Annotated in this window: 13 protein-coding genes, 1 tRNA gene and 1 pseudogene; 4 read left to right on the top strand and 11 right to left on the bottom strand. The window is 69.8% G+C overall.

The features are described from left to right. Positions 1 to 8: 8 nt before the first annotated feature. Positions 9 to 971 carry a sugar ABC transporter permease gene (locus tag ABZS97_RS13200; RefSeq protein ID WP_356136923.1) on the bottom strand — a complete coding sequence of 321 codons (963 nt, stop codon included), beginning with the start codon at positions 969 to 971 and terminating at the stop codon, positions 9 to 11. 120 nt (positions 972 to 1,091) lie between these two features. Then, positions 1,092 to 2,405 (bottom strand): sugar ABC transporter substrate-binding protein, encoded by a 1,314-nt coding sequence (locus ABZS97_RS13195; protein WP_356136921.1) that lies wholly within the window; start codon positions 2,403 to 2,405, stop codon positions 1,092 to 1,094. Between the two features lie 220 nt (positions 2,406 to 2,625). On the opposite strand from ABZS97_RS13195, the gene ABZS97_RS13190 reads away from it, so the two are divergent. The 3 genes from ABZS97_RS13190 to ABZS97_RS13180 all read left to right on the top strand — a co-directional run bounded on the left by ABZS97_RS13190 (position 2,626) and on the right by ABZS97_RS13180 (position 8,621). Continuing rightward, the gene (locus ABZS97_RS13190; protein WP_356136919.1) at positions 2,626 to 3,654 is read left to right on the top strand and encodes a LacI family DNA-binding transcriptional regulator; all 1,029 of its coding nucleotides are present in this window, start codon (positions 2,626 to 2,628) and stop codon (positions 3,652 to 3,654) included. A 165-nt stretch (positions 3,655 to 3,819) separates the two neighbouring features. Then, entirely contained in the window at positions 3,820 to 7,110 is a 3,291-nt protein-coding gene (locus ABZS97_RS13185; protein WP_356136917.1) for a hypothetical protein, read from the top strand. 14 nt (positions 7,111 to 7,124) lie between these two features. After that, on the top strand, positions 7,125 to 8,621 hold the full coding sequence (locus ABZS97_RS13180) for a family 43 glycosylhydrolase (RefSeq protein ID WP_356136915.1): 1,497 nt from the start codon (positions 7,125 to 7,127) through the stop codon (positions 8,619 to 8,621). A gap of 63 nt (positions 8,622 to 8,684) precedes the next feature. Here ABZS97_RS13180 and ABZS97_RS13175 read toward each other — a convergent pair whose 3' ends face one another. The 8 genes and pseudogenes from ABZS97_RS13175 to ABZS97_RS13140 form a co-directional block, all read right to left on the bottom strand. After that, on the bottom strand, positions 8,685 to 9,266 hold the full coding sequence (locus ABZS97_RS13175) for an isochorismatase family cysteine hydrolase (RefSeq protein WP_356136913.1): 582 nt from the start codon (positions 9,264 to 9,266) through the stop codon (positions 8,685 to 8,687). Further along, positions 9,263 to 10,759, bottom strand: a complete 1,497-nt coding sequence (locus ABZS97_RS13170; protein ID WP_356136911.1) for a cytosine permease — start codon at positions 10,757 to 10,759, stop codon at positions 9,263 to 9,265. The genes ABZS97_RS13175 and ABZS97_RS13170 overlap by 4 nt, the downstream gene beginning before the upstream one ends. Positions 10,760 to 10,813: 54 nt before the next feature. After that, the gene (locus ABZS97_RS13165; protein WP_356136967.1) at positions 10,814 to 11,491 is read right to left on the bottom strand and encodes a Crp/Fnr family transcriptional regulator; all 678 of its coding nucleotides are present in this window, start codon (positions 11,489 to 11,491) and stop codon (positions 10,814 to 10,816) included. Positions 11,492 to 13,360: 1,869 nt separating this feature from the next. Further along, positions 13,361 to 14,797, bottom strand: a pseudogene (locus ABZS97_RS13160) (SAV_2336 N-terminal domain-related protein); the annotation flags it as partial. 11 nt (positions 14,798 to 14,808) lie between these two features. Then, positions 14,809 to 15,843, bottom strand: a complete 1,035-nt coding sequence (locus tag ABZS97_RS13155) for a MoxR family ATPase (RefSeq protein ID WP_356136909.1) — start codon at positions 15,841 to 15,843, stop codon at positions 14,809 to 14,811. Further along, a complete protein-coding gene (locus ABZS97_RS13150; RefSeq protein WP_356136907.1) occupies positions 15,840 to 17,819 on the bottom strand; it encodes a hypothetical protein in 1,980 nt (659 codons plus the stop codon). Before ABZS97_RS13150 ends, ABZS97_RS13155 begins: the two co-directional genes overlap by 4 nt. Then, positions 17,816 to 19,042, bottom strand: coding sequence for a hypothetical protein (locus ABZS97_RS13145; RefSeq protein WP_356136905.1), 1,227 nt, complete (start codon positions 19,040 to 19,042; stop codon positions 17,816 to 17,818). Before ABZS97_RS13145 ends, ABZS97_RS13150 begins: the two co-directional genes overlap by 4 nt. 152 nt (positions 19,043 to 19,194) lie before the next feature. Beyond that, positions 19,195 to 21,009 carry an ABC transporter ATP-binding protein gene (locus ABZS97_RS13140; protein WP_356136903.1) on the bottom strand — a complete coding sequence of 605 codons (1,815 nt, stop codon included), beginning with the start codon at positions 21,007 to 21,009 and terminating at the stop codon, positions 19,195 to 19,197. Between the two features lie 334 nt (positions 21,010 to 21,343). Between ABZS97_RS13140 and nadE the strand changes: the two genes are divergently transcribed. Next, positions 21,344 to 22,174, top strand: a complete 831-nt coding sequence (gene nadE, locus ABZS97_RS13135; protein WP_356136901.1) for an ammonia-dependent NAD(+) synthetase — start codon at positions 21,344 to 21,346, stop codon at positions 22,172 to 22,174. A gap of 85 nt (positions 22,175 to 22,259) precedes the next feature. Here the strand turns inward: nadE and ABZS97_RS13130 are convergent. Continuing rightward, positions 22,260 to 22,333 (bottom strand) — tRNA-Pro (locus tag ABZS97_RS13130). Between the last annotated feature and the right edge of the window lie 37 nt (positions 22,334 to 22,370).

The following is a 22,370-nucleotide window of genomic DNA, read 5'->3' as shown; positions in this document are numbered from 1 at the left end:
GGGACGAGTCATGACTCGTCGGCGCGGCGCAGGCCGCGGAACTGGAGGACGTTGAGCAGGAGCAGCGCGGCCAGCACGATGATCGAGAGGGCCGCCGCGGTGCCGAGGTTCAGCCGTTGGAACGCCTCGCGGTAGACCAACTGCACGACGGTGACGGTGCTGTTGTCCGGTCCGCCCTTGGTGAGCACGAAGAACTGGTCGAACGCGAGCAGCGAGCCGGTCACGCACAGCAGCAGGGACAGGGCGAGGGAGGGCCGCAGCAGCGGCAGCGTGATGGAGCGGAAGATCTGGCCGCGGCTCGCGCCGTCCATCCGCGCCGCCTCGTACACCTCGTGGGGGATGCGCTGAAGGCCCACGAGCAGGATCAGCATGTAGAAGCCGGCGAACTTCCAGACGACGAGGAACACCGTCGACAGCAGGGCGGAGTTCGGTGTGCCGAGGAATGACACCGGGTCGTCGGTGACGCCGAGTTTCTCCAGTACGCGGCTGAGCGGTCCGGTGCTGGGGCTGTACAGGCCCCAGAACAGCAGGGAGGCGGAGGCCAGTCCCAGGGCGCCGGGCAGGAAGTAGACCGTGCGGAAGAAGCCCGCGCCGGGGCGGGACTCCTGCACCAGCAGGGCGAGGAGGAGCGCGAGGCCGAGGAGGATCACCGTGACGATCACGGTGTAGAGGAGGGTGAAGCGGACGGCCGGCCAGAACAGGGGGTTGTCGGTGACGTCGGTGTAGTTCTCGGGCGTGTTGCCGCCCTGGTTCCCGACGAGCAGCGGCCAGTCGCTGAGTGACATCTGCCCGACGAGCAGCAGCGGGAGCAGGAAGAATACGGCGACGAACACGACGGTGGGGGCCGCGTAGCCGAGACCCTGGACCCTGCGGGATCGCCACCTGGGCGCGGTGGTGCGGGGTGGGCGGACCCGGCCTTCCGGCCGGGTCCGGGTCGCGGAGGCCGCCGGGTCGGCTGCCTTCACCTGCATGGCTCTCCTCTGCCGGGTGACGTGGGAGGGGGCGTGCGGGAGTGCGGGGTGGGCGGGAGCGCGTGCCTTCAGGTCGTGCGGGAGTGTGTGCCTTCAGGTCGTGCCGCGATGCGGTGCGTTTCAGTCGGCGAGCGAGTCGCTGACCGCCTTGTTGTCCTTCTCGACGGACGATCCGTTGCCGAAGACGGCGTCGCGCATCATGGTCAGCCAGGGCCCGTTGGGGTCGTTGAACGTCTGGCCGAACTTCAGCGCGTACGGCGTGCGGCCGTCCGCCACGAGTTGGTTGATCGTGACCAGCCGGGGGTCCGCCTTGGAGTACTTGTTGGACGCGAGGTCGGTGCGTGCCACCACGTCCTTGTGCGCGGCGACCACCTCGACCTGTGCCTTGTCGCCCAGCGACCAGGCGAGGAAGTTCCAGGCCTGGTCGAGTGACCTGCTGGTGGCGGAGACACCGACGGCGTCACCGCCGACGAAGGTGGACTTGCCGCCGTCGGGTCCGGGAATGGGTGCGACGCCGAGGTCGAGGCCCTTGGGCATCAGACCCAGGGTGGTCGACGGCATGGGCATGACGCCGACCTTCCCCTTCGGGAAGACGCCGGTCCATGTCGTGCCGGTCTCGTCGCGTGCGCCGGGGGCCACGATGCCGTCGCGGACCCACCCCCGGTAGGTCTCGTAGACCTTCTTCGCGGTGTCCGAGTCGAGCTTCGCCTCGGTTCCGTCCTTGTTCAGGACCTCGTCGCCCGCGGCCCAGATGGACGGCCACCAGGTGAAGACGCCGCAACCACCGCAGTTGCCGCCGAAGAACGTGCCGTCGACGCCGCCGCCCAGCGCGTCCACGGCCCGCGCCTGCCGGTCCCACTCGGCCAGCGTGGTGGGCGGCTTCTCGGGGTCGAGCTTCGCGCGCCGGTAGAGCGCCTTGTTGTAGAAGAGCACCGAGAGATCGAGGGTGTGCGGCACGACGTACTTCTTGCCCTCGTACGTACCGGCCTTGATGTGCGACTGGGCCAGGTGGTCGGCGAAGGGCAGGGCGTCGATGCGTGCGGTGAGATCGGCGAAGAGGTGGCTGGAGGTGTAGTTGGGGACGAACACGACGTCGGAGGCGAAGAGGTCGGGAAGATCCTTGGATCCGGCGGCCGCGCCGACCTTGGCCTGGTAGTCGTCGGTGGGGATGACGGTCAGCTTCACCTGGTTCTTGTGGCTCGCGTTGTACGCCTTGACCAGCGCCTCGCTCTGCGGCCGGGTCGCCGCACGCGTCCACATCGTCAACTTGGTGCCGTCGTCGACGCCTTTGGCGTCCGCCTTTCCGCCGCCGCTCCCGCCCGAGCCGCCCTCCCCCGACCCGCACGCCGTGATCAGGCTCGCGGCGGCGAGCAACGCGATCGCACCGGCGACCGAACGGCGTACGGTTCCACGTGGTTCGGCTGTGGTCCCCATGGCGATTCCCCCTCTGCGACGAACGTCCACGACGAGCTCTGGTGCAGAAATGAACCGAAAAGGCTTTCTGAAAGCTAGAACCCGACTGATTGCCCGTCAATCCCCTTGCAGAGACCAGCTGCAGAGGCACAGGCGCAAGACACGGAAACTCCGTGGACCCACCTCGACCGAAACAACTCGCGTACGGTTTACGTACGCGACGGCGACACAGGAGACACCCATGGCACAGGCCACCGGCCCCTCTCGTTCGCAACCCACCACGCTCAGCGACGTCGCACGGCTGGCAGGCGTGTCCATCGCGACCGCCTCCAAGGCCCTCAACGGACGCAGCCAGGTGCGTGCCGAGACCCGGCAGCGGGTGGTCGAGGCCGCCGAGCGGCTGTCGTTCCGGCCCAATCAGGTGGCCCGCGGCCTGCTGGCCGGGCGGACGGGCACCGTCGGTCTGCTCACCAGCGACCTGGAGGGCCGGTTCAGCATCCCGATCCTCATGGGCGCGGAGGACGCCTTCGGCGCGGGCGAGGTGGCGGTCTTCCTGTGCGACGCCCGCGGCGACGCGATCCGCGAGCAGCACCACGTCCGTGCGCTGCTCGGGCGCCGGGTCGACGGTCTCATCGTGGTGGGCAGCCGGACCGATCCCCGGCCGTCCCTGGGCCGCGAGCTGCCCGTGCCCGTCGTCTACGCGTACGCGCCGTCGGACGATCCGGCGGACCTGTCCATCGTCCCGGACAACGTCGACGCCGGCCGGATGGCGGTGAATCACCTGCTCGCCTGCGGCCGTACCCGGATCGCGCACATCACCGGCGACCCCGGCTACCTCGCGGCGCACGAACGGACCGAGGGGGTACGGGACGCGCTCGCCGACGCCGGTCTCACCCTGGTCGGCGAACCACGGTTCGGAGCCTGGTCGGAGGGCTGGGGGCGGGCGGCCACCGCACTCCTGCTCGACCGGCACGCCGACGTCGACGCCGTCCTGTGCGGCAGCGATCAGATCGCCCGTGGCGTCATCGAGGTGCTGCGCGAGCGCGGCCACCGGGTGCCCGAGGACGTGGCGGTCATGGGCTTCGACAACTGGCAGGTCCTGACCTCCGGCTCCCGCCCGCCGCTGACCAGCGTCGACATGAACCTCGAACAGGTCGGCCGCGCGGCCGCGCACGCCCTGTTCACCGCGATCTCGGGAGCGCACCGCTCAGGGGTCGAGACCCTGCCGTGCCGTCTGGAGATCAGGGGATCCACGGCACCGTTGTCCTGAAACCGTGCGTCGGCCAACTCGGGCCTCAGCCACCCCTCTTGACACTTCATCAGCTCGCTTCTACGTTGCGAAAACCTTTTAGGTCGTTTTTCAGCACTCCTCGGGTCATGAACACCGGTGCCATCGCGAGCCAACGCTTGTTGTCAACGGGACAGGGAGTATCCGATGAGCAAACCGCACACCCTCCTGGTACGACGCAGACGGATGAAGTGCCTCCTCATCGCGCTGCTGCTCGTCCTCGGCTCCGGCCTGACCGCGACCCCGGCCGCCGCCGCGCAGACCATCGGGTTCCCCACCTTCGGCGGACCCGCGATCCCGGCACCGCCCGTCGCCTACACACCGGGCGACATGATGCGCAGCATCTACGACGCGGAGAGCTCGGGAACCGACTTCTGGATGGACCGTCTGCTGGCCCGCTCCGGCGACGACCCGGCCGGCCCCTGGCTGATGAGCCGTGGCCGCGCGGTCTTCATGAAGGAGCACGACCCCTCCAAGCTCGGTTTCGCCGGCAAGGTCGCCTACTGGGAGAGCATCAGCGACAACAACGCCTACACCGTCGCGATCACCCCGGGCACCTTCACCGAACAGGTCTCCCAGCGCAGGCAGACGCCCAGCCACTGGAAGAGCGTGCACACCAGCGGCTCCGTCACCGTCGAACAGACCAAGTTCATCACCGACAACAACGTCGCCGTGACCAACCTGTCGATCAAGAACAACGGCAGCAGCTCGACCACCCTGCAATTACGGGCCACTTCGCCGTACGCCACCGCAGGCACCGGCAGCGAGCTGACCGGGCAGGTGAACGCCTACAACAACCTCACCACCATCAAGCCGCGGCTGACCGGCGACGGCTTCAGCGTCTCCAGCGGCGGCCTCAACCGGTCGGTGACGATCGCGGCCGGAGCCACCGTGACCGCCAAGCTGGTGATGGGCTTCGTCACCGACGAGATCCCCGAGTCGCTCACCGATTACAACTCCTACGCCGGCTACTCCAACGCGACCGCGTTCGCCACCCACGTCAGGGCCTACAACCTGTGGTGGGCGCAGAACGTGCCCTACATCGACGTGCCCGAGCCCGCGATCAAGAAGAGCATCTACTACCGCTGGTGGCTGATGCGCTTCAACAACCTCGACGCCGACATCCCCGGTCAGACCTTCCAGTTCCCGACCTCGACCGAGGGCGTCCTCGGCTACAACAACGCGATCGCGCTCACCCAGCCCATGCACATCGACGACCTGAAGTACCTACGCAACCCGGCCTACGCGTACGGGGACTGGCTGAGCGTCGGGCAGATCTCCAAGGGCGGCCGCTTCCTCGACAACCCGGGTGACCCGGAGAACTGGTCCAACAGCTACACCCAGTACATCGCCGAGGCGGCCTGGAAGAGCTACCAGATCCATGGCGGTCAGCCCGCGATCGCCGCCGGCCTGGCCCACTACGCCGAGGGCGACGTCAAGGGTCAACTCGCCACCTACGACCACGACAACAACAAACTCATCGAGTACGACTGGGGCGCCCTGACCGGCAACGACGCCGACGCGGTCTCCTTCCACTGGAAGCCCGGCAACATGGACCGCGCCGAGTCCGCCTACCAGTACAGCGGCGCACTGGCCGCCGCCCAGGCGTACGAGGCGACCGGCAACACGGCCAAGGCCACCGAGATGCGCACCCTGGCGACACAGATCAAGGACGCCATCGTCAACGTGCTGTGGAACCCGAACCGGCAGCTGTTCGAGCACCGCCTCAAGTCGACGAACGAGTGGGTTCCCTGGAAGGAGATCAACAACTACTACCCGTTCTCGGTCGGAGCCGTCCCCAACACCGCGACGTACAAGCAGGCGCTGCGCCTGTTCGACGACCCGGCGCAGTACCCCGTCTTCCCCTTCTACACGGCCAACCAGGTCGACAAGAAGGCGGCGGCCGATGCCGGCAACCCGGGCTCCAACAACTTCTCCACCATCAACTCCACCGTCCAGTTCCGGCTCTACTCCTCGGTGCTGCGCAACTACCCCAACTCCTGGATGACCGCGACCGACTACAAGAAGCTGCTCTACTGGAACACCTGGGCGCAGTACATCGGCGGCAACACCCAGTGGCCCGACGCCAACGAGTTCTGGGCCGACTGGAACGGCAGCTCGATCGACTACCGGTCCTGGATCCACCACAACATCCTGGGCAGCAGCAACTGGACGGTGATCGAGGACGTCGCGGGTCTGCGCCCGCGCAACGACGCCAAGGTCGAGCTCTCGCCGATCGACATCGGCTGGGACCACTTCACCGTGAACAACCTCCGCTACCGGGGTGCCGACCTGTCCATCGTCTGGGACGACCCGGCCGACGGGGTGGTGCGCTACCCCGGCGTCCCGGAGGGATACTCGATCTACGTCAACGGCAGCCGGGCCGCCACCGTCAGCTCGCTGGTGCCCTTCACCTGGGACCCCGCCACCGGCGACGTCACCACCAGCGGCACGGTCACCCACCACACGGCCGTCACAGGGCTGAAGGCCCCCAACCAGGTGGTGCAGAACAGCCCCAGGATGGTCGACATGCTCACCAAGGCCGGGGTCGACCTGACCGCCGACCTGAGCAACCTCGCCTCCGGTGCCACGGTGTCCGCCTCCTACACGGGGTCCGGCAGCAACACCGCCGGCGCCGTGGACGGCTATCCCACCAACGAACCGTTCTGGGGCGCGGCCGGCTCCCCCAACAGCCAGGACTGGTACGAGCTGAACCTCAACACCGCCCGTACGTTCAACGAGGTGCGCGTGTACTTCAAGGACAGCCGCCCCGCCAGTACGACCTACCGGGCGCCGTCGGCGTACACCATCCAGTACTACAACGGCAGTTCCTGGGTGACCGTTCCCGGCCAAGCCAAGACCCCTTCCGCGCCGCGGGCCAACTACAACCTGGTGCAGTTCCCGTCCATCAGCGCCCAGCGCGTACGGATCCTGGCCACCAACTCCTCCGGGGCCAAGACGGGGCTCACCGAGGTCAAGGTCTTCAACCGGGGTGGCGTCCAGCCACCGGCCAACCTGGCGACGTCCGCGACGGCGTCCGCGTCGTACACCTCCCCCTGGGAGAGCGTCACCGCGGTCAACGACGGCATCGACCCGCCGTCCTCCAACGACACCGTGAACCCGCGCTGGGGCACCTGGCCGGAGACCGGACAGCAGTGGGCCGAGCTGACCTGGCCCTCGGCGAAGACCCTCAACCACGCCGAGGTGTACTTCTTCGACGACGACCAGGGCATCGACATGCCCGCCTCCTGGAAGCTCCAGTACTGGAACGGCAGCGCCTACGTCGACGTGCCCGGTGCGAGCACCTACGCACTGGCGAAGAACCAGTACAACACCGTCACCTTCGACGCCGTCGACACCACCCGACTACGGGTGGCCCTCACGGGTAACGGCACCAGCTCCGTCGGCCTCCTCGAAGCGAAGGTCTACGGACCCTGAAGGGATGTGCAGCAGTGACTCGTTCCAGATGCTCCGCCGCGCTCATCGCCGTACTCACCATGGTGGTCGCCTTCCTCGTGGCGCCGTCGCCCGCGTCCGCCGCCGTCGCGTTCACCTCGGCGGGGGTGAACCAGAACGGCGGCAACTGCCTGGACCTGCCGGGCAGTTCGTCGACCAACGGGACCCAACTGCGCGCCTTCACCTGCGGCGCCGGGGCGGCGAACCAGAGCTTCGGCTTCACACAGATCACGGGAACGACCGACACGTACACGATCAGCACCCAGTCCGGCCAGTGCGTGGACGTCTACGGCGCGTCCACCGCGGACAACGCCACGATCATCCAGTGGCCCTGCCACGGAGGCACGAACCAGCAGTGGCGGCTCGTGCCGGTGTCGGTGACCGGCGCCGACAAGACCTTCAACCTGGTCTCCGTGGGCTCCGGCAAGTGCGTGACGCCGAGCGGCGGTTCGTCGGCCTCCGACACCGGCCTGGTGCAGTTGCCGTGCTCCGCCGCCAACGGCAGGGTGTGGCGGCTGGCGGGCTTCAGCGGTGGCGGGACGGGCACGCACACCTTCACCAACCCGCTCTCCCAGCACGGCCCAGACCCCTGGCTGACCTACTACAACGGGTACTACTACCTCGCCACCACGACCTGGAACTCGACGATCACCATGCGCAAGGCCCCCACGCTGGCCGGCCTCGCAACGGCCACCGACCAGGTGATCTTCAACCTGACCCGGCCCAGTGGGGCGGGCACGATGTGGGCCCCGGAGTTCCACCTGCTCGACGGCCCCAACGGGAAGCGCTGGTACTTCTACTACACAGCCGGGCAGGAACCGTACGACCTGGGCACCCAGCGGATCCATGTGCTGGAGAGCGCCGGCCTCGACCCGATGGGGCCCTACAGCTTCAAGGCCGACCTGCTCGACCCGACCCAGGACAACACCTGGGAGCTGGACCCGAGCATCCTGCAACTGAACGGCAACCTGTATCTCCTGGGCACCTTCTACAACGGCTCGCAGCCCATGTTCATCCGGCCGCTGTCGAACCCGTGGACCGCGAGCGGCAGCCGCCGAGTGCTGTCCAGCCCGACGTACAGCTGGGAGACGGTGGGCGGCGCGGTCAATGAAGGCGCCGAGGTCCTCCAGCGCGGCGGCAAGACGTTCATCGTCTACTCCGCCAGCCACTGTTCCACGCCCGACTACAAGCTGGGGATGCTCACCTACAACGGCGGCGACCCGCTCAGCTCCTCTTCCTGGGTCAAGTCGCCGAACCCGGTGTTCCAGCGCTCCAACGCCAACGGCGTGTACGGTCCCGGCCACAACGGCTTCTTCAAGTCGCCCGACGGGACCGAGGACTGGATGGTCTACCACGCCAACAGCTCCGCGAGCGGGGGCTGCGACATGAACCGCAGCACCAGAGCGCAGAAGTTCACGTGGAATGCCGACGGTACGCCGAACTTCGGCACACCGGTGGCCCTGGGAGTTCCGCTGACGTCACCGTCGGGCTAGTAGCAGGTACAGAGCGCCTGCCGAGCCCACCTGCGGTCGGTTTCCGCTTGAGCGGGACCTCGGTCACGCGATCACCGTCCTTCCCGCTTCCGTGAGGACGTCGTCCACGGTGACCACGCGGATGTGCGGCCCGTACAGGCCCATCACCCTCAGGGCCGCCGCATGCGTGTCGTCGTCGACGCCCGCGCAGGCGTCGGCCACCACCCACACCTCGGTCCCGGCGTCCGCGGCGGCGAGGGCGGTGGAGAGCACGCAGCAGTCCGTGCTGACGCCGGCCAGCAGCAACCGGCCCCCGGCGCTGACCCGTTCGGCCAGCTCCGGGGTCCATTTGCCGAAGGTCGTGGCGTCCATGACGTGCGGGGCGCGTGCGGCGAATTCGTCGGTCAGCTCCCAGAGGCGGGAGTGCGGCGGGCGCAGTGCGAAGGGCCACTGCTCGTAGTACGCGCGCCAGATCCCGGCGGGCTTGTCGGGCGCGACGAACCGGGTGAAGGTGACGCGTTCCCCGAAGACCGGCAGCAGACGCCGTACGCCCGCGGCGGCGGCGTCGAAGCGCGGGGTCGCCCAGGGGCTGTCCGGCTCGGCGAACACGCGCTGCATGTCGATGACGGCGAGCAGCCCGTCGGACGGATGTGTGCCGGCGGTCATGCGCCGAGCACCTCCTCGCTCACCGCCGGGCTCGGGTCCTGCTGTTCCTGGGCGCGGACGCGTCCCCGGCTCAGGACCAGTGTGCCGAGGAAGCCGAGCACGAGCGCGGCCAGTACGCCGAGGTTGGCGTACGCCCAGGCGCCCGTCCTGCCGCCCAGGCCGAGCGGCTGGAGCAGGTAGCCCTGCCAGTCCAGCCAGCCGGCGGCGCCGTTGGTGACCAGACCCCAGCCCAGCACGGTGGCGGCGAGGGTGAGCAGCAGCGGTACCACCGCGACGTCGCCGTAGCGACCCTCGCGACGGAACAGGTCACCCTCGTCGTAGTCGCGGCGACGCAGCGCGAGGTCGGCCAGCATCACTCCGCACCAGGCGGCGACAGGGACACCCAGGGTGGTCAGGAAGCCGATGAACTGGCCCAGGAAGTTGTCGCTGAAGAAGACGATGTAGATGGAGCCGGCGGTCATCAGGGCGCCGTCGACGAGCGCGGCCACCGGGCGCGGTACGCGCAGGCCGGCCGCGAGCAGCGCGAGACCGGAGGAGTAGATGTCGAGTACGGCGCCGCCGACCAGCCCAAGGACGGCCGCGGCGGCGAACGGGATGAGGAACCAGGTGGGCAGGATGGTGGTCAGCGCGCCGATCGGGTCCGCGGCGACCGCCTTGTCGAGGTCGCCGGAGGAACCCGCGAGCAGCAGGCCGAAGACCAGCAGGAGCAGCGGGGCGAGGCTGGCCCCGAAGGTGGTCCAGCCGATCACCCCTCGGCCGGAGGAACGGCGCGGCAGATAGCGGGAGTAGTCCGCGGCGGCGTTGACCCAGCCGAGACCGAAGCCGGTCATCATGAACACCAGTGCTCCGATGAACGCCTGTGTGGAGCCCGCCGGTACGGCGTTGACGGTGTGCCAGTGGATGTGGTCGGCCACGAGCGCGATGTAGACGACCGTGAGCACCCCGGTGACCACGGTGATCACCGTCTGCATCTGCATGATCAGGTCGAAGCCCGCCACCCCGCCGGCCACGGTGAGCGCGCCGACCACGATCAGTGCGACCACCTTCGTCTCGGTGCCGCCGCCCCAGCCGAGCCGCCCGAAGACGGTCGCTGTGGCCATGGCTGCGAGCGCGGTGAGCACCGTCTCCCAACCGACGGTGAGCATCCAGGAGATCACCGACGGCAGCCGGTTTCCGCGGACTCCGTACGCGGCGCGGCTGAGCACCATGGTCGGCGCGGATCCCCGCTTGCCGGCGACTGCGACGAAGCCGCACAGGAGGAAGGAGAACACGATGCCGATCACACCGGCGAGCAGCGCCTGCCGGAACGAGATGCCGAAGCCGAGCGCGAACGCCCCGTAACTGAGGCCCAGAATCGAGACGTTGGCCCCGAACCAGGGCCAGAAGAGGGTGCGCGGAGAGCCCTTGCGCTCGGCGTCGCCGATCACGTCGAGGCCGTGTGCCTCCACCTGAACCAGTCGGCCCGAGGATCTGCCGTCCGGAGAAACCACCATTGTCGACCTACTTAATCTGGAGGATCTGGACGTGCTCAGCTGATCATGGTCCGCTCAAGTGTCAAGGGCGTCGCCCGCGATCCTCCGCAGCACGTCGGGACGTTCGATCACCAGGGTTCGTCGGCGCGTCACCACGGCTCCGCGGTCACGCAGCTCCCGGAGGAGGCGTTGGACCATTTCCCGGCTGGCGCCCACCGAGCCGGCCAACTCCTGCTGGGACAGGGGGATGGCCAACTCGATGCCTTCGGTGGTTCGTCGGCCGTGGGTTCTCGCCAGGTCCAGGAGCAACGCCGCGAAACGCTCCCGCACGTGCAACGAGGACAACTCCAGCCTGCGGCGGTCGGCGGCACGCATGTGCTCCGTGACCAATTTCAGCACTTCACGGGCCACTTCGGGGCGTTCGGCCATGAAGCCCCGGAAACGCTCGCCGCTGACGACCACAGCACTCACCGTCTCCAGTGCGGTCACCGTCGCCGCCTGGGGATGTTCGAGAATCGCCGACTCCTCTCCCACGACATCACCCGGTCCGCGTAGAGCGAGCAGTGCCTCATATCCATTGGGCGCGATGGCTGTCACTTTGGTCCACCCGCCTACCAGGCAGAGCACATGCGTGGTCGGCTCCTGCTGGTGCATGAGGATCGTGCGTGGCCGGTATTCCACCTGCGAGCCCAACGACAGGAGTTCCCTGCGGTCCCTCGCCTCCAGTCGGGCCAGCAAGGGGACCCTCCCCAGGGTTCGGCTGCCGCTCTCTCGCGTGGGCGCGCTGTCCCCGGGCCGGCTCTCCACACGGCCGGGCTCAGGTTCAGCAGGGGCCTGTACGGGGTCGGGCCGCTCACTCTGTTCTGCCCGGAACGCCGCCCACATGCTCCCGATCTCCTCGGCCGTCGCCACGAGGAAGACACCGTCGACGACATCGGTCACCAGGCCGGCGACCCTTCCGTCCTCGTCCAGTACCGGGGACCCAAGGAGGCCGTCGACCGCCGGGTTCACCGGCCCCTGCACCTCCAGCCGGTTCTGTCCGCCCACCTGTGTGTCGACGTAGGCGCAATGACCTCCCCCCGTCCGGGGACCAGCGGCGTCGGCCACCACCGTGAATCGTCTGCCCTGGCGCAACTTCACTTGTCCGAGCGTCGCGATGTGACCCGTGGACTGACTTCCCCGGAGCCCCACCCCCCATCGGGAGTCCGTCACCCTCACCAGCGCCAGGTTGCTGTCCGGTCGGACCAGAGAACGCTCGGCCACATACGGGACCGCCTGCCCCTGCAGTCGGGGCAGGACGTGCAGAGGTCCCGAGACTTCACCCAGGAGCCGGGCCGGGGCCACGATGAGGTCGGGAGCGATCACCACCCCCGAGCCCAGTTCGAGGTCACCCGCCAAGAGCGTGACCGTCATCAGATCCGGGTCGGGGGCCAGCCGCCGGGCGAGTCGCTGCGCCGCTTCCGTGAGGCCCAGTTCCCGAACGGACTGGATGACAGCTGCCAGGTCCAGCCTCGACGCATGCTGCTCCAGCGCTTCCCACAAGGTCTCGGGGAACGCGTCGCGCCGGCCCTCCGACAGCAGTTGCAGAACGAAGGCGTCCACCTTGTACGCCTCTCCACTCTTTCGACGGCCGCGTACAAGGAGACCCGTCCCGCCGAGAAGCGGACTGGTAGCTCTCTCCAGAGCCTCGTCGGTCACTTCCGCATCACGTCCACCATCCCTCGCGTAGCCCGTTGCCGCATGCAGCAACAGCTGTGGGGACAAAGGAGATCGATGGCCCAGACGCGTGGCGTCGACGGCCGCGTCGATCACCGCTCGCGTGGTGCGTGGCATGCTGCCGTAGGCCTCCAGGAACACCGGCCGGAGCATCAGCCGCTCCAGAACCCTGCCGTCCGGAGCCTCCACCGCGGCAGAGCCACCGCCCGCCGCCCAGGCCGACCGCGCGCGCTCTCGTTCACTCTCGCTGAAGGCACGCGGCACGTGGATGAGCGTCACCCCGTCCCTGACCCGGTCGGTCAGCTCGTCCAGCGCCCAACGGGCGGATCGCACGGTCGCCAGCACCAGCCCTGGTGTCACTTCCCCGTCGAAGAGCCTCCCCCCGAGGGGGAACCGATCGAGGTCGTCGAGCCAGAGCACCGTGCGCGGGCCCGCCTCGCGCATGCTCTCCAGTGCCTTCGCCTCATCAGCGGGGGCACGAAGCCGCCATTCCGACGGCAGCGTGCGGATCGCCTCCCAGGCCGAACGCGTCTTGCCCGACAGGGAGTGTCCGATCAGGATCACGCACACTCGCTCCCCGGCAGCGGCCCTGCTGACGGCCTCGCGCAGGGGGCCGTCGTGATCGCGCGCGACGTAGGGCGGGATCCCGGGCGGGAACGTGTCCGAGCCCGGCAGGGACATCTGATGCACCCCGAGTTCGATGGCCCCCGCTTCCAGCACGCCCGGCAGCCGGTGCGCGGGCTCGCCCGAGTCGGCGAACGGTAGGGCGCCCTCACGGACCGCCCGGCCCCGCCCGTCGGCTCCTGCTCCGACTGCTCGCCCTTCGGCGCCCGCCCCACCCGTGCGCGTACGCACCGCGGGAAAGTCACCGCCAGAAGTCCCGAGGCGGTTCTCGATGTACTGGGCGACCTCCCGGCGTACCAGGTCCTGCACCGCGGTCACCTCGTGCCGAAGCTGGGCCCCCAGCAGCGCCTCCCGTACGCCGGGAAGGAAGTCGAAGGTGAACCGCGCCATGTCCTGGACCGGCTGCTCGCCCGCCGCCTGCCAGGGAGCGAGGAGTCCCCCGAGGGCGACCTCCGCGAGGTGCCCGTGCTCGGAGCGGGGCAGCATGACGCGGCGCACGAGAGCCATGACGGGCAGCGTCAGCGGGACAGCCGACAGGTATCCGGCGAGTTCCTGGGCGAGCGGCGAGGCGCTCTCCTGGAAGCGGCGCAGCGCCTCGGTGCCGTCGGCGACGTTCCCTCTCGGCGCGGGCGGCGGGTTCGTGCCGGCCTGCGTGCGGCCAATGGTCAGACAGGACATCCGGCGCCAGCGTCCGCCGCCCGCGACAAGCGACGCGAGGGTGCGCAGTCCGGCCGGTGAGACCTCCACGAGGGGGATCGCCGTGCGCCGGCCCGGGTCGTACGGGCCCGGGCCTCGGGACCGCCCGCGCGCAGAGTGCCGTTCCGTGGGCCGGGTCGGAAGCAGGTTCCAGGACACGTTGGGGGCGGCAGGCCGGCCGGCCCGGACGAGGATGCCTTCCGGGGTCAGCGTCGTGCTGCCCCACAGGCGCCGCGGCAGCACGTTCGCGAGGGCGACGGGGCTGTGCGTGGCCCACTGCCGCAGGACGTCGTGCACCTGCCCCTCGCGCCACCCCGCGGCCACCGCGTCCGTCACGACCACGATGAGCCGGTGGCCGGTGGGGTCGGCGACCTCCTGGGGCCTGCGCGGCTCGCCGCCCCGCGCCGAGGCGACGTATGGGGTGCTCGCGCCGTCCGTGCCGCCGAGGAACCAGGTGCGGACGTCGCGGAAGACGCCCGAGCGGGCGAGGGCGTGGCTCAGCTCGGCGACCAGGTCGTGCCAGAGCAGCATGGAGTGGTGGGTGTCGACGACCAGCGCGAGGTCGAGCCAACGGTCGCGGCGTGGCTTCAGGACCGGCGTCATCATGCGCTGCTCGACGCTGGCGGTGACGGTGCGGTCCTCGTCGAGTTCGGTTCCGGTGACTCCGGTGACGGTTCTCCTGCCGAGTGGACGCAGCGCCTTCACCAGCGCGAGGGAGTTGTCCAGCGCCTTGGCCCGGCGCACCCGGACGGCTTCGCCGCGCGCCGTGCCCGCCTCGTCCTCCTCGTCGGCCGCGGGGCTGTAGTGGCGCACGCCGGAGCGGGACGCGCCCGCGTTCGGCGCGCCCTGCCGCGCCGGGAGCGGTGTCTGCTGCTCCCCCGTGGCCGGCTGCCCGTCCCCGGCGCTGCGCGACGGCCCGGCACCGGCGCCGACCCGCTCGGCCAGCCACAGGATGTCGGCGAGTTCCTCCGGGCCGGCCTCGACACCCGACTCCTGCAGTGCGGCGCGCAGTTCCTCCAGCATGGCCGGGCCCTTTAGACGGAGGTCGGGCCGGTGAGCCGCTGGAGAACCGTCTCCAGGAACCGGTCCTGATCGGCGGTGTCGGACCATGCGCCCTTCAGACGGAGTTGTACGGCGTTGAGGAGCTGGTCGGTCGCCAGGTCGCCGTCCAGCCGCCGCTCGACGAAGGCCTCGACAAGATCGCGGTGGCGCTCGCTCTCCTCTTCGCCCAGCCGCAGCCGCCGCCGCACGATCTGCGTCAGTTTCTCCGCGCCCGGCGGCTCCAGGTGCAGCCGGATGCACCGGCGCAGGAACGGCGGCGGGAAGTCCCGTTCCCCGTTGCTGGTGAGGACGACCACGGGGAACGACATGCACCGCACCCGCCCACGGCTCACCAGGGCGCGGGCCTCGGAGTCGTCGTGGGTGCCGATGCGCACCTGCGGCTCCTGCGCCGCGACCCGCGCCAGTTCGGGAATCTCGAAAGCCCCCTCCTCGAACACCGTGAGCAGGTCGCCGGGCAGATCGATGTCGCTCTTGTCGATCTCGTCGACGAGCAGCACCCGGGGCCGCTCCTGCGGGAGCAGTGCGGTCCCCAGGGGACCGAGGCGGAGGTAGGGCGCGAGGGACGGGTCGACCGGAGTCCTGGCCGTCCGCCCCAGGTTGCGCAGGTTGGCGTCGTGGAGGCGGCCGATGGCGTCGTACTGGTAGAGCCCGTCGCGCAGGGTGCTGCGGCTGGTGATGGGCCAGTGCAGCACGGGGCCGAGTTCCAGGTCCGCGGCGATGCTGTACGCGAGCGTGGACTTGCCGACGCCGGGCTTGCCCGTGACCAGCAGCGGGCGGCGCAGGTACAGGGCCGTGTTGACGGCTTCCTGTTCCGCGAGGTCCGGTACGTATCCCGCGCCGCGCCGCCACGACTCCCGCCAGGCGTCGTCGTCGAGCCCCGGAGGCCGGTACTCGGGATCCGGGACTCCCCTGAACTCCCGCCAGGGTGGGGCCTGTTCGGCCAATCTGGCCCTCCTGGACTCGGCACTTCCGGCCCCGTCGTAGATCCACCAGTCCTTCGCCGTCATGACAGCGGCCGCCTCTCGGGTACACGCTCGGGGTCGTCCCACATCAGGGCCAGAGGATAGGGGGACGGACACGCTCCCTCGGCCGAAGCGCCGGGGCGCGGAATTCTCGACTTCCGCAGCAGGGCCGGGAGTTGGCGCACGTCCAGGCCCTTCTTCTCGTCGGCCAGCTCGGCTCCGAGCCCGCCCCGGCCGGGGCCGCGCCGCCGCCACACCGCGATCGGGACGCCCGCGTCGAGCACCGCGTCGAGGGCGTCCAGCAGCCGCTGGCGGGACACGTCGGCCAGCACGCAGACCGGCGGTTCGGTAGCCTGCAGGACCGTACCCAGTGTCTCGGAGACCGCCTCGTCGGCCAGTTCGACGACCGCCTCGGGGTCGTGCCCTCCATGGGCCTTGAACCACTGCCACTTGCGGTGCCAGAGCGCGCCCGCCACACCGTCGCGCTCGTCCGGACAGCGCACCACCACCTCGAAGTGGCAGCCGAGTTCGACCGGCTTGCCGCGCCTGCCGATGGGCAGCCGCCAGCATTCGAACTCCTCCTCGAGGAGCCGGAACGGCAGGTGGAACTCGATGCGTCGCACCTCCTGCGCGGATGCCGTCAGCAGGTACCGGGCCAGCTCCTGCCGTATCTCCACCATCGTCAGCGGCCGCTCCGATTCGGCTACGGCCTCGAAGCGCCCGTCGCGGTGGAGCCACATGCGCGCCCAGTGCACGCCGTCGTGTTCGGCGTCGGGCTCCAGCCTCAGATGCAGGGCTACGACCTCCGGATCCGGCCCCGGCGGTACGGGAACGGGGGCGGCCCCCAGGCGTGAGCGGGTCCTCTCGACCCAGGCAGCCGCCTCTCGCGCCCACTGGGCGTCGGCCGAGCGCCTCGCGAGGAGCTGTACGAAGGGCAGGGTCAAGGGCATGTCCGGTCGGCGGCCCTGCCGTGCGTCGAGGTCGTGGGCGATGCCTGCCAGTCCGCCGGGCGGCAGGCCCCGGTGGGCCGGAAAGGCGCAGCCGGTGATCTCGAAAGCCCATCGGTAGGCGTCGTAGGTGTGGGCGGGGACGTCCGGGGCGCGCAGCAGCGGTGCCAGTTCGTCCCAGGCCGGCTGGTCGAGGCGCGGCGCCCCGGGCCCGGCCGTGTGCGGATCCGTCCAGCGCTCGCCGAGGATGGTGGATCCGCTCCAGTCGCGGTCGATGACGAACTGCGGGTGCTGCCATGCGAGTCCGCGTGCCCGCAGCTCTCGCAGGTCGGCCTGCACGGAGCGGGCGATGCCCACCAGTCCGTGGACGCTCTGCTCCAGCGTGGTCCCCTTCAGCCGGCGCAGAAGCGTGTCGGTGAACTGGCCGGCACCGCGGTCGGCGAGGTTCTGCGCGAGTTCGCCGGCGTGCGAGGCATACAGGGTGAACTGGCGTCGGCGCGGATCGGGCGGTCTGGCCCCGTAGCCGTTGTTTCCGAAGGTGAGTTTCCTGGCGGCTCGGGAGTCGACCCGGCAGGCGTCGCCGATGGCTATCTGCCGGCGGAAGCGGCCGTCGGCCGGGCCTGCCGACTTCCACCAGCGCAGCGTCGCTTCCAGATTGAGATGAGTGGTCCAGTCGCGGGTCGCGTCCGCGTAAGGGAGCAGCATCTGGTGTGTGTGGTCGAGATAGCCGTGCCCGGCCCAGTAGATCCAGAGCAGGTCACCGTCGCAGTCGGGCAGTTCCTTGAAGAGGAGTCGCTCGACCCGGTCCTTGCTGGGTTCGCGGTAGGTCCGGCCTTCCAGATCCGGCCGGGTCCGTTCCAACGGGGCCAGCAGGAGGTGCACTTGATCCTCGGGGACGCCTGTGTCGGCGGTGAGCCAGTCGGCGAAGCGCACGGCGTCCCGTGCCGCTCCGGGCAGGTCCCAGGTGGGGCTGATCCCGTAGGACTCGATGCCGACGACGAGCGCGAACACCCGTCGCGGATCGATCGGATCGGGCACGTCATCGGACACGTCAAACGCGTCGGACGCGCTCACGTCGACGCCTCGGTCTCCTCCACGATCCGGTGGTACACCGCATCGAGCTTCCAGTAGGCGCTGTGGCTGAGCGGGAAGGGCTGCCGGCTGCTGACTTCGTGGTCGGTGACTCTGGGATCGCCGGGGAAGACGGGCTCGGCCCGGTAGGCGAGCAGGTCCTTGCGGTCGTAGATGTTGAGCCAGCGCGGAAAGCCGGGTGGCAGTCCGGCCGAGGGTGGGAGCCCGGTGAGCGCGCCGAGTTCGTGGAGGAAGGGCGCCTGGGAGCCGACCGTCACCAGCAGGTGCGGCCGGGGCGTGGCGGTCTGTCCGATGGCGGCGAGGGCACAGAGGTCCACCAGGGCGATCCCGCCCAGGCTGTGACCGATGACCACCGCGGGTTCGGGGCTCGACGTGATCACGCGTTCCAGGTGGTCGCGCAGCGGCCCGCCTCTCGCCTGGTAGCGCAGGATGTCACCGAGCGCCGGCACCGCACGGGCGGTCAGCGGTGTCCTCCAGTGGTCCAGCGCCGGCTGGGTCGTCAGCCGCAGGGCGAGGGCGCCCAGCACGGCCGCGGCACGGCCGCCGGGGAAGCGTCCGGTGCCGCCGAGCCGGGCGACGACGAGATCGACGAGCTTGTCGCGTTCGTCCCCGGTGCACCACGCTTCGTCGCCCGCCCCGGCGAGCGCGCCGGCGACCACGGCCCGTGCGGTCGCGGAGACGAGTTCACTCAGCCCGGGCGCATCGGCCACGGCGCCGCACGCATCCGCGAACTCGGCGGATACGGCGACCTGTTCGACTGCCGACGGGTAGCTGCCTGCCAGGCCGGTGGCTTCAAACAGCAGCGCGAACTCACCGCTCGGAGCCATGTCGGCTGTCAACTCATCGATCCGCTCCGCGACTTGGCTGCCCACGCCCCTGACGCCGGGCGCCTCCAACTCGTCCTCGGATGCGGCTGCGCACTCGGCCAGTACTCTCAGTTCGCAGAGCGGATCGGCGAGCAGGAGGGCCCAGACGGCGGTCTCCTCGTCGAGCGGGCTGCCGGCACCCTCGGCTCCGCGCACCCGGTCGGCGCCCGGGACGGATGCGCCGCCCGCGCTCAGTTCGGCGCCATGCGCGTCTCCCCAGTAGACCGACTCCAGTTCGGCCTTGGGCAGCCGGGCCCTCAGTCCAGTGGACACCAGGTCGGCCAGCTTCTCGTAGCGCTCGCGCCGCACACCAGTCCCGTGGACGAAGATGAACCGCATGTCGACCTGCCCCCGTCGCGCCAACCACTGGCAGGAGAATACCGTCGTCTCCTGCTCCCCACTGGCTTCTGCCGACAGCCTCCGGACTTCAGGGCCGAGGTGATACACGCTCCCAAGTCCTGGACGCCGCAGGGCCGTTGGGTCCGCCGCGCTCAGTGCAGGTCGGCCCCGGCCGGGCTGTCGTCGAGGAAGCCGCCCGACTGGTGCTGCCATAGCTTCGCGTAGGCGCCGTCCGAGGCGAGGAGTTCCTGATGGGTGCCCTGCTCGATGATGCGTCCGCGGTCGAGGACGACGAGTTGGTCCATGGTGGCGACCGTGCTCAGCCGGTGGGCCACCACCAGCGCGGTCCGCTCGTCCATGAGCCGCCACAGCGCCTCCTGGACGAGGAGCTCGCTCTCGGAGTCCAGGGCGCTGGTCGCCTCGTCGAGGAGCAGGATCGGCGCGTCGCGCAGGATTGCCCGGGCGAGGGCGACCCGCTGACGCTGCCCGCCGGAGAGCTTGATGCCGCGCTCGCCCACCATGGTGTCGAAGCCGTCCGGCAGCGCGTCGGCGAACTCCGAGACATGCGCCGCGTCGGCCGCGCGGCGGATCTCGGCGTCGGTGGCGCCCGGCCGGGCGAACGCGATGTTGTCCCGCAGCGTGCGGTGGAACATCGCCGGGTCCTGCGGCACATAGGCGATCAGGCTGCGCAGGTCGGCCTGGCGCAGCCTGCTGATGTCCTGACCGCCGATCAGGATCCGGCCGGCGTCGATGTCCGTCATCCGCAGCAGCAGCCGGCTCAGTGTGGTCTTGCCCCCGCCGGAACGGCCGACGAGACCGATCCTCGCCCCGCTGGGCACCGCCAGGTCCAGGCCCTCGAAGAGCGGTTCGGCGCCCGCGTGGGCGAAGGTCACCTGCTCGAAGCGGACGTCGGCGGGCCGGGACAGCAGCGGCTCCGGCGACGGCGGGTCGAGGACGCTCGGCGGTGTCAGCAGCAGTTCGGTGAACTGTGCCGCCTCCGTCATAGAGCTCTCCAAGCGTCGGTAGATCTGGTTGAACTCGAACATGATCCGCGTCGCGTTGGTGTAGTACGTGAAGGCGACCACGACCGCCTCCACGCCGTGCTCGCCGCCGCCCAGTGCGACCGCGAGCAGCAGCCCCAGCGCGTTGGTGAGCACGGACAGCGGCGCGACCACCGTGTCGATGCGCAGGTTGCCGTAGTCCCACGACCTGAGCGTGAGCCTCCGCGACGTCGCGACCCGCGAGCGGTGTTCGGCTGCCTCGTGCTGCTCGGCGGCGAACGCCCGGACCGTGTCCATGTTCATGAGGCTGTCGGCCACATGGCCGGACACCCGGGCGATCGCCTCCTCGCGCCGGTCGACGAGTGCCTGGCGGCGGCGGATCAGCGGCACCACGCACAGCGCCGTCAGCGCGATCATCGCCACGAGCCCGAGTACGAGGAGCGGTTCGTAGCGCCACAGCACCACCGACCCGAACACCAGCGGAACGAAGCTGCCCACCACCTGGAAGGCCAGCGTGTCGATGAAGTCCTCGAAGCGGGAGGCGAAGCTGAGCACCCGTTTGGTCAGCGACCCGGCGAAGTTGTCGTGGAAGAACGCGGCGTCCTTGGCGAACAGTTCGTCCATCCCGATCACGTACAGGTGCTCGATCCCGTGGGCGTCGAGACGGTTCAGGAAGTGCAGGCCGATGCGCCACACCGCCTCGGCGAGCAGCAGGACACCGCCGAAACCGAGGACGTACGGCAGTGTCGAAGCGATGCCGACACCGGAGTCGCCGGCGATGCGGCCGACCAGCTTCGCGACCACCAGCGGCGCGATGTAGTTGAGACCGATGTTGCCGAGTGCCGGCAGCAGCATCGCGGGCACCGTAAGACGCCTCAGCCGGGCCAACTCCCGTCCGTAATAACGAAGCGCGAGGAGCACCGAGCCCCGGCCCGGCGAAGCCTCGCGCGCTTCGGGCGATCCCATCCCCCACCCCCCGGTGTCGTCATCCCGACCTGTCGTACGAGAGCCCGCCGCATGCTGTTGCGGGGAGGTCCCGTCGCCTCCGTGACCTCGCGGGCACGGGCAGGCCAGGACTTGCAGTGTCCCGCGGCGACGCCCGCGGCGTCCAAGCGTTTTCCCGCCGACGGCACCTCGGGGCCCCTCCGGCGCGAGAGCGAGATCACGGTGAAGGAGCAGATGGGACGGCCTAGACTCGGCGGCACCGGAGTGCGCATCGGGGCAGGCGTGGCGCCCTTGATACACCGCCGTCCGGGCGCGTTTCACGCTTGCCTGCCACGACCGAGTATGAGGAGCCGCCGTGAGCGATCCCGTGTCCATCGCCGTGCAGCGCGACATCGCCCGGGACCTGCAGGTGTCCGAGACCTTCGACGGCGAGGCGGAGACCCGGCGCAGGGTGGACTTCCTCGCCGAGCGGCTGCTGTCGACGGATCTGCGCTGCCTGGTCCTGGGGATCAGCGGCGGCGTTGACTCCATGACCGCCGGGCGGCTGTGCCAGCTCGCCGTGGAGCAGGCCCGCGCCGCCGGGCACGACGCGACGTTCTACGCCATGCGCCTGCCCTACGGGGTCCAGGCCGACGAGAAGGACGCGCAGCTCGCCCTCGACTTCATCTGCGCCGACCAGGTGCTGACCGTGGACATCAGGCCCGCGAGCGACGCCGCGCTGGAAGCGAGCCGGGCCGGCGGGGTGGTCTTCCGCGACGCCGGGCACGAGGACTTCGTGCACGGCAACATCAAGGCACGGCAGCGGATGATCGCGCAGTACGCCGTCGCGGGCGCGTACAACGGCCTGGTGGTGGGAACCGACCATGCGGCCGAGGCCGTGTCGGGCTTCTTCACCAAGTACGGCGACGGCGCGGCGGATGTCGTACCGCTCGCGGGACTGACCAAGCGCCGGGTGCGGGCCCTGGCCGAACTGCTGGGCGCTCCGGACGAGTTGGTGTGGAAGACCCCCACCGCCGACTTGGAGACCCTCGCCCCGGGCAAGCCCGACGAGGACGTGCTCGGGGTGACGTACGACGACATCGGGGACTTCCTGGAGGGCAGGGAGGTGAGCGAGACGGTCTTCCGGTCGATCGTGCACCGCTACCGGCTCACCGAGCACAAGCGCCAACTGCCGATCGCACCCTGACCTGACTCAGGCGGCCCCGCCAGAACGCCGAAGAGGCTGCTTCAGATCACTCCGAAGCAGCCTCTGTACCTGCGGTTTCCGCAAGTCGGGACGACAGGATTTGAACCTGCGACCCCTTGACCCCCAGTCAAGTGCGCTACCAAGCTGCGCCACGTCCCGGTGCGTTCACCCGCGGTTTCCCGCGTGATCGTGCAGG

The sequence above is a fragment of the Streptomyces sp. NPDC005485 genome, from assembly GCF_040606085.1.
Classification (GTDB): Bacteria; Actinomycetota; Actinomycetes; order Streptomycetales; family Streptomycetaceae; genus Streptomyces.
The sequence above is the reverse complement of the archived record's forward strand: the minus strand, read 5'-3'. Positions and strand labels throughout refer to the sequence as shown.